At 42.8% G+C, this 12,064-nt stretch carries 14 protein-coding genes; 7 read left to right on the plus strand and 7 right to left on the minus strand.

Annotated elements, in window-relative coordinates; all coding sequences use genetic code 11:
* Positions 1-46 precede the first annotated feature (46 nt).
* Together EO95_RS18585 and EO95_RS18590 are read left to right on the plus strand one after the other, a co-directional pair.
* Positions 47-862, plus strand: coding sequence for an MASE3 domain-containing protein (locus EO95_RS18585; RefSeq protein ID WP_327037156.1), 816 nt, complete (start codon positions 47-49; stop codon positions 860-862).
* 15 nt (positions 863-877) lie between these two features.
* On the plus strand, positions 878-2,050 hold the full coding sequence (locus tag EO95_RS18590; protein ID WP_327037157.1) for a histidine kinase dimerization/phosphoacceptor domain -containing protein: 1,173 nt from the start codon (positions 878-880) through the stop codon (positions 2,048-2,050).
* Between the two features lie 124 nt (positions 2,051-2,174).
* Here the strand turns inward: EO95_RS18590 and EO95_RS10255 are convergent, their stop codons facing one another.
* From EO95_RS10255 to EO95_RS10265, 3 genes are all read right to left on the minus strand, one after another.
* Entirely contained in the window at positions 2,175-3,152 is a 978-nt protein-coding gene (locus tag EO95_RS10255; protein WP_048134470.1) for a cation diffusion facilitator family transporter, read from the minus strand.
* Between the two features lie 164 nt (positions 3,153-3,316).
* Positions 3,317-3,460, minus strand: a complete 144-nt coding sequence (locus EO95_RS18040; RefSeq protein ID WP_200895033.1) for a hypothetical protein — start codon at positions 3,458-3,460, stop codon at positions 3,317-3,319.
* 147 nt (positions 3,461-3,607) lie between these two features.
* On the minus strand, positions 3,608-4,261 hold the full coding sequence (locus EO95_RS10265; RefSeq protein WP_048134474.1) for a phosphoribosyltransferase: 654 nt from the start codon (positions 4,259-4,261) through the stop codon (positions 3,608-3,610).
* A gap of 537 nt (positions 4,262-4,798) precedes the next feature.
* On the opposite strand from EO95_RS10265, the gene EO95_RS10270 reads away from it, so the two are divergent.
* Positions 4,799-5,656, plus strand: coding sequence for an AIM24 family protein (locus EO95_RS10270; protein ID WP_048134477.1), 858 nt, complete (start codon positions 4,799-4,801; stop codon positions 5,654-5,656).
* Here the strand turns inward: EO95_RS10270 and EO95_RS10275 are convergent.
* Positions 5,624-5,821 (minus strand): hypothetical protein, encoded by a 198-nt coding sequence (locus EO95_RS10275; protein ID WP_048134479.1) that lies wholly within the window; start codon positions 5,819-5,821, stop codon positions 5,624-5,626. The genes EO95_RS10270 and EO95_RS10275 overlap by 33 nt on opposite strands.
* Positions 5,822-5,912: 91 nt before the next feature.
* On the opposite strand from EO95_RS10275, the gene EO95_RS10280 reads away from it, so the two are divergent.
* Together EO95_RS10280 and EO95_RS10285 are read left to right on the plus strand one after the other, a co-directional pair.
* Positions 5,913-6,743, plus strand: coding sequence for a winged helix-turn-helix domain-containing protein (locus EO95_RS10280; protein ID WP_235282963.1), 831 nt, complete (start codon positions 5,913-5,915; stop codon positions 6,741-6,743).
* Positions 6,744-6,898: 155 nt separating this feature from the next.
* A complete protein-coding gene (locus EO95_RS10285; protein ID WP_048134481.1) occupies positions 6,899-7,552 on the plus strand; it encodes a hypothetical protein in 654 nt (217 codons plus the stop codon).
* 111 nt (positions 7,553-7,663) lie between these two features.
* Here the strand turns inward: EO95_RS10285 and EO95_RS10290 are convergent, their stop codons facing one another.
* The 3 genes from EO95_RS10290 to EO95_RS10300 form a co-directional block, all read right to left on the minus strand.
* Complete coding sequence (locus EO95_RS10290; protein WP_235282964.1) at positions 7,664-7,909, minus strand: transcriptional regulator; 246 nt, start codon at positions 7,907-7,909, stop codon at positions 7,664-7,666.
* A 122-nt stretch (positions 7,910-8,031) separates the two neighbouring features.
* A complete protein-coding gene (locus EO95_RS10295; RefSeq protein ID WP_048134483.1) occupies positions 8,032-9,171 on the minus strand; it encodes a DUF362 domain-containing protein in 1,140 nt (379 codons plus the stop codon).
* A 134-nt stretch (positions 9,172-9,305) separates the two neighbouring features.
* Entirely contained in the window at positions 9,306-9,713 is a 408-nt protein-coding gene (locus EO95_RS10300; RefSeq protein ID WP_048134485.1) for an ArsR family transcriptional regulator, read from the minus strand.
* A gap of 259 nt (positions 9,714-9,972) precedes the next feature.
* On the opposite strand from EO95_RS10300, the gene groES reads away from it, so the two are divergent.
* Both groES and groL read left to right on the plus strand, forming a co-directional pair.
* Positions 9,973-10,251 (plus strand): co-chaperone GroES, encoded by a 279-nt coding sequence (groES, locus tag EO95_RS10305; RefSeq protein ID WP_048134487.1) that lies wholly within the window; start codon positions 9,973-9,975, stop codon positions 10,249-10,251.
* Positions 10,252-10,376: 125 nt separating this feature from the next.
* Positions 10,377-11,987, plus strand: coding sequence for a chaperonin GroEL (gene groL / locus EO95_RS10310; protein ID WP_048134489.1), 1,611 nt, complete (start codon positions 10,377-10,379; stop codon positions 11,985-11,987).
* Positions 11,988-12,064: the final 77 nt, after the last annotated feature.

Here is a 12,064-nt window from a genome sequence, read left to right on the forward strand (position 1 = left end):
CTGCATACCTAAATAATATTCAAATGGGGTAAATGTATTTAGCAAAGTGGGTAAAAATTCTCGGATCGTAATCTACAAAATAATATTCTGGGCAGTCGTAATAAGTTTGCTCCATCTGATTAACCTTAGTAACAACCTTTTTTTCCACACTCTTGTAGAGTTATTCAGTGTCATAATTGCGTATGTAATATTTCTGGTTGCATGGGAATCCAAGACATTTTTGGAAAACAGGTATCTCCTGCTGATAGGAATTTCTTGTTTCTTTTTTGGCACTCTGGACCTTTTACATACTTTGTCATATGAGAGGATGGGGATCTTTCCGGGTGGCATGAATCTTTCTACCCAGTTATGGATTGCCTCAAGGTACCTGGAGGGGGGATCGTTCCTGATAGCTTCTCTGTTATTAATGAGTTCCAGGGCATTGAGCATAAAAAAAGATACCAGCCCTGCAGAAAAAGTCCGATTTGCCCGGGAGATATTTCTCGCATATACCGGAGTTACTCTTGTTTTGTTGCTTTCAATTTTTGTTTTCAGGAATTTTCCGGTTGCTTATATTGAAGGTGTAGGGTTAACTGCTTTTAAAGTCATAAGCGAGTATGTAATCTCTTTAACGCTTGTCTGTTCATTGATCCTTCTTTATCTAAAGAGAGATAGGTTTGAAAACCATGTTTTCAGGCTGCTCGCAGCCTCCATAATCCTGACAGTTCTCTCAGAACTGACTGCCACCACGTTTACACAGGTAGATGACTTTTCGTTTGCTATTGGGCACTATTTTAAACTACTGTCTTTCTACCTGATCTACACGGCAATTGTGTCTACCGGGTTCAGTGAGCCTTACAGCATTCTTTTCAGGGAGCTTTAACAGAGTGAAGAAGCTTTGAGGCAGAAAACATTTTTTCTTCAGGATGATCAGGGGCGTATTTACAGGATGCTCGGTGTGCAAATAGAAGAACCTGAAAGTGAACCTTCAATTGTGTTTCCTCAAACAAATGATGGGGCCTACTCTTCACTGGTGCAAAATATCGAAGGTCTTATAGGTTTCCGGTTTGATGAAAATGCAGAAACAACCTTCATGGACGGGGCGGTTGAAGAGATTACAGGTTACAGTAAGGAAGACTTTCTTTCTCACAGGGTTAAATGGGCAGAAGTAGTTGTGCCTGAAGACTGTCCCATGCTTCTTGAGAACATTAAAAAATCAGTATCTAATCCGGATCTATCTACCGAAATCGAGTACAGGGTACAGAGAAAAAATGGAGAGGTTAGATGGGTCAGGGAGGTTTTCCAGAAGCTTCCGAAAGATTCCGGAACTTCCGGGCAGTTCCAGGGATTTGTTCACGATATTACCGAACGTAAAAAGGCAGAAGATACTCTACGAAAAATTGAGGAAGCCCGCATAAAAGAAATCCATCACAGGATAAAGAATAATTTGCAGGTAATCTCTTCCCTGCTCAGTCTCGAAGCAGAAAGGTTCAGCGACAGAAAAATGTTTGAAGCCTTCCGGGAAAGCCAGAACCGTGTAGCTTCTATGGCTCTCATTCATGAAGAGTTATACAAAGGTGATGACATAGATACTCTGGATTTTGCAGCCTACCTCCGGAAACTGACTGCAGACCTGTTAAACTCATATCTTGTGGGCAACGATAATATAAGCCTCAAACTTGACCTTGAACAGGTTAATTTTGGCATGGACACTGCAATTCCTCTTGGAATTATTGTCAACGAACTGGTCTCGAATTCCCTGAAGCATGCTTTCCCTGAAGGGGAGGGAGGAGAAATTCGGATAAGTCTCAGCAGGGCAGCAAAACCTGCTTCAAAAACAGGACATTCAGTCGAGGGTATGGGCTGTGAAAGGGGTTTTGATTACACATTAATGGTAGCAGATAACGGCAGGGGTATTCCGGAAACCGTTGATTTTAAAACTGTCGATTCTCTCGGGCTCCAGCTTGTAAATATTCTCGTTGAACAGATAGATGGCTGTATCGAACTTAAAAGGGATCAGGGAACGAAGTTTGTAGTGGGGATAAATGTAGCAGAAAGTGCTGATGTCTGATGGATTTTCGGGTCAAGCTGAAACTGCTGTTCAATGTGTAAACTCTCTTTTAAAAATGGTGAAAAAAAGTTAAAGGAGCTTATGTTTAAAAAGGAACCTTCTATTTCAGGAGAGTCTCTTCTTTTCATTTTTTTCCTTCGTATCCTGAATCCGAATTCAAGTCCGAACAGGGTTCCACATGAATTGAGAATTGGCCATTTTTGCCGCAGACTTCCTTTAACCTGTCTTCTACCTTTGTTGAGATTTCGTGTGCATCTACAATGTTCAGGCTTCTGTCTACTTCAATATGGACATCTGCAGCCATTGCATTCCCTATCTTCCGGGTTTTTAATTCATGGAAGCCCAGCACGCCTTCCGTGGTTATCAGGATTTCTTCAATACTTCTATAGGTCCCTGAGTCCAGTGAAGCTTCCAGCAGTTCGTTCAGGTTTTTGTAAGATATATCGAATGCCACTTTGAAGATAAAGAAACTCAATATTACGGCGGCTATCGGGTCGAGCACCACCCACTTGCCTCCAAGGAGGATTGCACCTCCGATTCCAACCATTGTCCCTACTGAAGAGAAGGCGTCTGAACGATGATGCCAGGCGTTTGCTATCAGTGCATCACTCTTAAGTTTCCGGGCATATATTATGGTGTAGCGGTATAGCCACTCTTTTATCACTATTGAGAGGATTGCTGCAGCAAGAGCAATCCCACTTGGAGCTGGTAGCACTTCTCCATGATAAAAAGCAATAACCTTTTGGAGACCGCCCCAGAAAATCCCGAAAGCCACCACAACGAGTACCAGTCCTATAAATGCAGCAGACAGGGTCTCGATTTTCCCGTGACCGTAATTATGCGTGCTGTCTCTGGGCTTTTTGGCAACTTTTAAACCTGCTATTACTGCGATGTCGGTCATGAAGTCTGACATGGAATGGGCGGCATCAGCAACCATTGCCGAACTGTTACCCATTATCCCTGCAAAAAACTTAAAACCCGTCAGCAAAACGTTTGAAGCCATCGCAACCTTTGTTACGTAAATTGCCTGGGAATACCGGGTGTTTTCCGTCTCCTCGGAGTTAGAGAAGGCTTCATTATCTGTACTATCAGTTCCTTTCATAATTTCTCAGAAAAGCCGTGATTTCTTTGAATAAATTTTAAATTTATACCTGTATTATATACCTTAAACCAGAACATATAGGTAAGCGATCAACAGATATAAATATTCTCTTTCGCCAGTTCCGAATCTATTAGTGTCACAAGATACTGTTTTTCAATTAAATCTCATTTGTATAACCATAGGTTATATTCGTTATACTTTCCCGGACGAAGAAGATCAAATAAAAGGGTTCCAGAGCCGCTTCTCTGAAGTTCCTTTGCAACGTACTTGTTGTGGGCTATGGCGTATGTTCCCGCTTCCATGCACAAAAACAACAATTCCCCCGGCTCCTTCCGGGGTAGATAGAGTTCCCTCAAGATGGATTGCAATCGGGATACGGACTTCATCATCTCTTTTATGAATAACAGATTTACCTGGGATTTGGCCGCGAGTTAGTAGCAGATTTACCTGCGAGCTTACTTCGTTGAAAAATTCCTTGCTTTATCCAGCAGTTCACAGACTTCTTCGTCCGTAGTCTGGCTGAAGTCTCCATACCATGTGCCTACTGAATAAAAGGGCTCCGGCGTAGTAATACAGATTATTTCATCTACTTTGTCCTCAAAGAAACTGCGCGTGTCCGGGGAAGCCGTGGGGACTGCAACGACCAGTTTAACCGGGTTTTTTGTTTTAAGGGCTTCAACTACTGCATGCATTGATGCTCCGGTTGCAATCCCGTCGTCTATCAGGATTACAGTCATGCCACTTATATTCAGTTTGGGATGGTTCCTGCGGTAAATACGCTCCTTGCGTTCCAGTTCTCTGAGTTCGTTTATAGCTATCGTAGCAATTACTCTATCAGGTATCTTGAAAGACCTTACAATATCTTCGTTCAATACACGGACGTCTTCAGATGCTATTGCTCCCATTGCCAACTCTTCATTGCCAGGAACTCCTAGCTTCCTAACTACGAAAACGTCCATTTTTACATTCAGTTCTTTTGCAACTTCAAAAGCTACCGGAACCCCACCCCGCGGAAGCGCCAGTATCAGTACATCCTGACGGTTTGAGTATTTTGAAAGTTCTTTTGCCAGTCGTTTTCCTGCATCTGCCCTATCTTTAAAGATTGCCATTGTTCCCCTCAATTCCATATTTATCGGATTAATTCATAAGTTCTGTTTATTTATATTATCATATGTTTAAACTCTTAAATGTATAGATTATTCTAAATTTAAATTTAAACTCTCATATGCTTCTACTCAGAGATTACACAGTTTATATAAAACTAATATAAGTGATGGCAAATGAGCCCGTGTGGAAAAGCCAAAACAGAAAAGTCAAATGAATAAAGCTTTCAAAAATATCCATTCAATTCTCAAATATTTGCTGGCTCTGGTAGAATTCTTAAGTGTGTATGTTGCATATGTGATATTTCTTCTAGTGTGAACCTCAAGACCTCATCTGGAAAACCAATCCCTTATGTTTATAGGAACTGCTTATTTTTCAGGAGCTGCTTACTTTTTTATCGGGATTCTGGACAACTTTCTATAAACCGCCACTGTATCAAAATATTATAATACAATTACTAATATATTTATTTAAGTAGACGGCTGAATATCTAATATTATATCTGACGTTCGGCACGAATCTATAAGGTTATCTTCAATAAATTGATAAGTGGTGAGCCTATTATCGAGAAAAAATTCTATGATAACATCAATGTTCTGGAATGCATTGAAAAAGATGGAATAAAGATCGAGATTCTTGAGTATAAGACCCTGCGGGGGCTCAGGGATGTCTGCCTTGCAGAAAACCTGTATTACCTTGAGAAAGCTGGCATGAGCCTCAAGCAGGTAAAAATCACCCTCATGAATAGTGCAGTAACCACTGAAAGGGGAGCCCTGCATTTCCACAAGGGGAATATCTGTGCTGAGTGCGAGACCGGAGGAGTTGGAGGTCTTGCAAAAAAACTGCTTAAAAATAAATTGACCAACGAGTCTGCCTTTACTCCAACGTACTCAGGTACAGGAGAGATTTTCCTTGAACCAAGCTTCAGCCATTACATACTGCTGGAACTGAACAATGATGCGATTATTGTAGATAAGGGAATGTTCTACTGCTGTGAAAACGGGGTCAACGTAGAAGTCTCATCCCAGAAAAACCTATCATCCGGCTTTTTTGGAGGGGAAGGCTGGTTCCAGACCAAAATCAGCGGAACAGGTCTGTGTGTACTTGCAATTCCCGTGCCTCCGGCTGAGGTTCTAAAATATGAGCTTAAAAACGAGAGATTACAGGTTGATGGGAATTTTGTATTCCTGAGGTCGGCTTCTATCAACTTTACAGTTGAGAGGTCTGCAAAGAATCTGGTCGGAAATCTGACAAGCGGCGATGGAGCCCTTCAGACCTTCGATGGTACCGGAACTGTCTGGATGGCTCCCACTCAATTCGTATATGGAGCTCTTTCGCGGTGCTATTATCCTTCTGTTCCTAATGCTTCAAGAAGCAGTGGCAGCAGTAGCGATGACTGATTTTCTTTCCGGCATCGGGATCGTTCCATTTGTCTGAATCTGGGAAGCACCTGGAAGGAAAAATGAAAGGTGCTTTTTCTTATCTCTTTCCTTGAACTCTCTTCTCTGATATTTTTTTCCATTTTTTATTCCATATTCTCTACTTTTCTGGTTTTTCAGACTCAAGATAACCTTTATATTCGTACACTAATGATTATATCAGTACTATACTTATTTGAAATCTTCACACTATCGTATTACTAAAAGATGCTGACTTATGTTAGAAGGCGCAAACCAGATGAAACTACAGCTTGTTAATATTCTTTTATTTTCCGACAACAGGAAAAATTTACTGTTACTGCTGGCAGAAGGGCCCCGAAATAGTGATGAAATTCTTGATTTGCTTCAGGTCCCCAGAATTTCCCTGCTTCCCCATATCAAAAAATTAAAAGAAGAAGGTTTAATTGTTCAGAAAGGAGATGTATATCGTCTTTCTATCATAGGTGATATATTAGTTAAAAAAGCCAGGCCTTTACTGGATGCAGCCAGCACATTTGAGGATAATGATTATTTCTGGAGCCACAGGAAACTGGATTCTATTCCTTTTCATCTGTTAAAACGGATAGGGGAGCTTAAAGGAAGCCAACTTGTAGAACCCCGGCTCACTCACGGATTTGATCTGTTCCCTGAGCTGATTAATCATTTTACCGGGTCTTCAAAGGTTATGCTCCTTTTTTCTTATTTTCACCCTCAGATCCCTTCTTTCTCTCTGGAGCTCGCAAAAAAAGATGTTAAGGTGCAGCTCATCCTTAGCAGAGATTCATTTGATAGGTTTTCAGGGGATTTCCGTGATACGGGAGAGAAAATTCTGGCGAGGAAAAATGCCTCTGTTTTTGTGTATGCAGGAGCTCCGCTTGAAATTCCTGCATTGATTGCTATTTCGGAAAACGCGTTATTGCTCGGGTTTTTCAATAAGAAAGGAAGGTTTGAAGGGCTGTACCTTCTCAATTTCGAATCCCGCGCCCTGACCTGGGGTAGAGAACTCTTCGAATACTATATGGAAAAGTCAGATAAAATCTGTTTAGGGGATCAGAAAATGTCTTTTTAGTGAGTCCGAAAGTTTGTTCAATAAATTATCCTGAATGCAGTACTTATAGCCAGAGAGCTTCCTGTGACCTGTTATATCAGATATATACTTTAATCTGAACATGAGACCTCCAGTTTTAAATATCTTTGATTCCCGAAGATCTTACAGGTATTCCAATGAAACGAACCTCTAAGGAATGGAAAGAAAAAAGGGCTGAATTCATTAAAGGCAAAGCCTGTGCCCGGTGCGGCTCTTCTGAGCGCCTGTGTGTCCATACTCCCGGAGCCTTTTCTCCGGCAGAGGTCCGTTCCGGGATTTACAGTCTTGCTTATACCCGATTCAGGGAAGTGTACAGACAAAAGTACCAGAAATTCGAGCACGTCCTGACCGGTAAACACCGCCATAAAAGCCACCCTGCCTGGCACAAAGCCTCTACTGTACATAAAGCCAAGCCTGACCATACTGACCTTGAAGAGCAGTGTATCGAGGTGCTTGTTGAAGATACGGGAGAAGGAAACTTCAAAAATCTTTATCATGAATGGCTTGACGAAAGCGGAATTGAAGAGCTAATTGAAGAAGAAACTCGAAAAGCCGAAGAAGAATATGCGTCTCTGAAACACGCAACTGTACTCTGCAATCGCTGTCATTTTGCAAGCCTGAGGGGCATGGAGCTCTGCCCGGTATGCAGAAAAAAGTATAAGTCTTCAAGGTATGAGACCTGCTTTGATTGTCTGCCTGATGAAAAAAAGAAAGAAGTTATGGTAAGGCAAAAGGAAAAAGAGGATTTCCCGGAGAATTCGGAGAAGTTTTCTGATAAATATAGTTCCTGAAAAGCCATAGTTTCATAAAACTTCAGCAGGAAACCCGTTAAATCTTTAGATTTAGCGGGTAGTTGACTTTATGACTATGGCGATATGAATCGGGAACCTTTCCTGTTTTTTTCATAAAAGAGCCCAGCCACTTCCTCCACATGCCCTGCAGGTCCCCGTTTCCAGGTTACCTGACCCGCTGCAAAGTGGACATATTATTGCAGGCTGGGCAACGAGCACGTTCCCCTGTCCTCCGCAGGCTTCACAGATTCCACCTTCATCATTCCCGGTTCCGCTGCAAAGAGAGCATTTTTCCGGAGCATACTCTGTATCGATATAGGTATAAAGCATCCCATCACCTTCTTCATTTACGAGCACAGGGATATTTTCCCAAGCAAAAGATTCTTTTAATACGTCTTTTAGGCGTTCTGGATTAAAAGATCTTGCAAAAAGATGAAAAAGAAAGTGTTATAATGTAATTGCCGGATTTCATTTTACATTTATGCTCTACGTATTAAATCCTCGGTTTCTGTTAAAAACTGTGCCAGCAGGGACTTTTTTATCTCGACTGCATCGTTAGGGCAGAGTTCCCTGCAGCAGTAGCACAGGATGCATTTTTCCGGATTAATCTTGAAAGTTCCGTCTTCCAGCCGTTCCACCGCCCCGGGAGAACAGTTCAGATAGCAGGCTCCGCATTGAGTACATTTTCTCTGGTTGATTCTGGGGTTAATGGTGTAATATTTGCCAAGGCTGCGCTTAAGGAACGCAGGGGATGTACTGATTCCCCCGCTCGAAGGCTTGAATTTCTTTTTGACTTCTTTTAATGGCTTTCCGACCACTACAGGACACTGGTTTCCGAAACCTTTCTTCAGGGCACCTGTCGTAGTGGGGATTTTGAGAGGATCAAAGCCGATCAGTTCTGCTGCAACAATATCCAGGGAAACACAGTCCGGGCTTGCCAGAATTACTCCTGAGTTTACAGGTTTTCCGTGGGAAGGCCCGTTTCCTTCCATGCCTACAACTCCGTCCATGACTGCAAAACCGGGTCTGACGATAGAGTACACATCGGCGACGGCTTCGCCAAAAAGGTCCCGGTTTCCAAGAAGGTGAATTTCTTTTCGGCATTTCAGAGGGAGGACTCCGAAGAAATTCTTGACCGCGCCTGTATAATATGTAAGCTCATGGGTTTTCAGTTTCGGAAGAGATATTATAACATCTGCTTCAAGGACAGGGTTTGCAATGTACAATTTCCGGAACTGAAGCGGCTCTGGAACTTCTACCAGAGTAAAACCTGCAGTTTCAAAGTTCACAACCCCGGCTCCGGCTTTGCGGGCAGCCTCTTCTATGCCTGAAACCTTCAGGGCTTTTGCTGTAGCTCCAGGCCTTGAGATCCCGGCTCCATCTCCTACTACTGGCTTTCCTCCTGCACTGAGCACGAATTCACACATTGCTGCTACCACAGAAGGATGGGTAGTTGTTGCAGCTTCCGGCGGGCTGGCTGAAAGGAGATTTGGCTTGAGAAGTACGCGATCTCCCGGATCAATTATTTTTTCAATGCCGCCCAGCAGGCCAAGAGCCCGGGCTATTGCTTCTTTTGTATCAGAATAATCAGGGCAGGAAACTATGGAGACTCTGTTCATTGCTAAAAAGTAAATGGAAATGATTATTGAATTCTTTTCCGGTTTCAGCCTGTTGTTTTAGGCTGTTGTTAGTTTCTCAGCTTCCAGTCTATAGTCAGTTTGTTATCTTCTGAAGTACCTTTTATATCAGGTTTTTACCTGTTTTTAAGGCCCATCATTGAATCTATTTCTTCAGCTACGTTTTCCAGTTCATCAAGTATCCTTTCCGAGTCTTTCCTCATCTCCTTTACTGCAGCTTTCAGGCTGCCTCCCCTCAAATAAATCAGGCGTTTTTTCCTGTAAAGGAGCCCGGAGTCGTTGAGGTTCCGGAGGTGATGGTTGATTCTTGAGATTTTCATATCAAGGTCTTCAGCCAGAATTTCCGATGAACTTATCTCGTCATTTGAAAGTTTTTCAAGCAGGCTGAAGATTATCCTGTTGGCTGTGTTTTCGGTATCCCTGCCCGAAGAAAAGCCAAAGCTGTCACAGAACCATAAAAGATCTTCTTCAAGGCTCTTTATCTGGGGTTTTTCAAGATTTCTGAGGAGAATCTGCTGAACCATCTGTGTATTATTTTAGAGATTCATGTATATATATTTTATTTTAATTTGTAGGCATCATTTCGATTTTTTTGCAATTATATTTATTTTACTTACAAATTTTCTCTAAAATGCGGGCAATTTTTAAATATAAGTTTTGCATTATATGCAGATAGTTGGGCGTTTTACAGCTCAATACATTCATCAATTCCATGCTGACTTATAGCAACAAGTGAATGTTCAGCTAATTTTAGGTCACTTACATATCAAGGAGGAACAAAGAGTGATTGTCAGACCTATTGGCGAACGAGTATTACTCAAGCACCAGAAGAAAGAAGAAGTGACTAAAGGTGGGATCTATATCCCGGAGCCTGCACGGCAGGAGAAAAAAGAAGGAATCGTTCTGGCTGTGGGGACCTTTGAAGACGGGAAGGAGCTCCCTCTGAAAAAGGGAGACCACGTAATTTACGGGGGATACCAGGTCGATGAGATTGAAATAGATGATGAAAAATATATTTTTGTCGACTTCAAGGATATCCTGGCAACCGTTGTTGAAGAATAATGTCAAATGAGGCCGTTTCTGAATATATTGCATCAGGCATATCCTGAATGTCAGGTAAATCACGACTTCGATAAATTATAGCTTAATTAAGCAAGAATATTTAATCCTAATCCAGGTGAATACAGATGGCTTCAAAGCAGATAATGTTTGATGAGAGTGCAAGAAAAGCCCTCTTAAACGGTATAGATAAAGTCGCAAATACTGTTAAGATCACCCTGGGGCCGAGGGGCCGTTATGTCGTGCTGGATAAAAGCACAAAACCCGTGGTCACAAATGACGGTGTCACCATTGCAAAAGAAATAGAGCTCCATGACAAGTTCGAAAATATGGGAGCCAAGCTTGTCAAGGAGGTTGCTTCCAAAACCCAGGACAACACAGGAGACGGGACAACTACCGCCACCCTCCTTGCCCAGAGCATGATCCGGGAAGGCCTGAAAAACATCAGTGCCGGGGCAAACCCTATAGAGGTCAAGAAAGGGATTGAGCTTGCCACAGAAAAGGTTGTAGGGTATCTCAAGAGCAAGAGTGTGGAAGTAAAGGGCAAGGAAAAAATCATACAGGTAGCTACTATTTCTGCAAACAATGATGAAGAAATAGGCAACCTGATTGCCGATGCTATGGAAAAAGTCGGCTACAACGGGGTAATCACCGTTGAAGACTCAAAGACAATGGAAACCAGCCTTGATGTTGTTGAGGGTATGCAATTTGACCGTGGGTTTGTTTCCCCCTACATGGCAGTTGATACTGAAAAAATGATCTGCGAATTTGAAGATCCCTATATCCTGATTACAGACAAGAAGATCAACAGCATGAAGCAGATCGTGCCTGTGCTTGAGAAGGTCGCTTCCGAAGGCCGTTCCCTCCTGATTATTGCTGAGGATGTTGATGGGGATGCCCAGGCAGCCCTGATCCTGAACATCATCCGCGGAGCCCTGAGGGTCTGCGCTGTAAAAGCTCCCGGATTCGGAAACGAGAGAAAGGAGATGCTTGAAGATATTGCCGTCCTGACCGGCGGACAGGTTATCAGCGAAGAGAAGGGCATGAAACTTGAGGAATTCAGCGACTACATGCTCGGAAGTGCCAGAAAAGTCACGGTTGACAACCATAAAACCATAATTGTAGAAGGCAGGGGCGACAAAGCAAAGATTGATGAAAGGGTCAGGATCATCGAAGCCCAGGTCAATATTGCTGAAGCCGACTACAGAAAAACTGAGCTTAAAAAGCGCCAGGCAAAGCTGGGAGGCGGCGTTGCAGTAATCAAAGTGGGAGCTGCAACCGAAACCGAGCTCAAAGAAAAGAAGATGAGAATCGATGATGCCCTGAACGCCACAAAAGCCGCAGTTGAGGAAGGTGTGGTCACAGGAGGAGGGGTATGTCTCTTCCGTGCAGCTGCAATTCTTGAATCCCTGAAACTTGACGGCGACAGGCAGGTAGGCGTGAAGATCGTTCAGAGGTCCATAGAAGACCCTGTTCGCCAGATCGCCACAAACGCAGGCAGAGAAGGTGCTGAAGTGGTGGCAACCATAAGGGCGGAATCCAGCGAACTCTTCGGGTACAATGCAAAGAGAGATGTCTTTGAAGACCTCTTCGAAGCAGGTGTAATCGACCCGACGAAAGTGGTAAGAAGCGGTCTTCAGAACGCTGCCTCAATCGCAGGTATGGTGCTAACGACTGAAGCTCTTGTAACCGATTTTGATGAAGAAAAGGATGAAAGGACAGATACAATTATTATCTGATTACAGCTTTTTTCTTTTCTTTCTTTTCTTTTTCCTTTTTTCCTGCTCTCATTATTATTATTATTATTATCTGTCTC

Origin of the sequence: Methanosarcina sp. 1.H.T.1A.1 (genome assembly GCF_000979295.1) — an archaeon.
In the GTDB taxonomy this organism is placed as follows: domain Archaea; phylum Halobacteriota; class Methanosarcinia; order Methanosarcinales; family Methanosarcinaceae; genus Methanosarcina.

Excerpts from the sequence above, each read along its gene's own strand:
- EO95_RS10255 (WP_048134470.1), bottom strand. The coding sequence starts at position 3,152 with ATGAAAGGAACTGATAGTACAGATAATGAAGCCTTCTCTAACTCCGAG.
- EO95_RS10265 (WP_048134474.1), bottom strand. The coding sequence starts at position 4,261 with ATGGCAATCTTTAAAGATAGGGCAGATGCAGGAAAACGACTGGCAAAA.
- EO95_RS10280 (WP_235282963.1), top strand. The coding sequence starts at position 5,913 with ATGTTAGAAGGCGCAAACCAGATGAAACTACAGCTTGTTAATATTCTT.
- EO95_RS10285 (WP_048134481.1), top strand. The coding sequence starts at position 6,899 with ATGAAACGAACCTCTAAGGAATGGAAAGAAAAAAGGGCTGAATTCATT.
- EO95_RS10295 (WP_048134483.1), bottom strand. The coding sequence starts at position 9,171 with ATGAACAGAGTCTCCATAGTTTCCTGCCCTGATTATTCTGATACAAAA.
- EO95_RS10300 (WP_048134485.1), bottom strand. The coding sequence starts at position 9,713 with ATGGTTCAGCAGATTCTCCTCAGAAATCTTGAAAAACCCCAGATAAAG.
- groL (WP_048134489.1), top strand. The coding sequence starts at position 10,377 with ATGGCTTCAAAGCAGATAATGTTTGATGAGAGTGCAAGAAAAGCCCTC.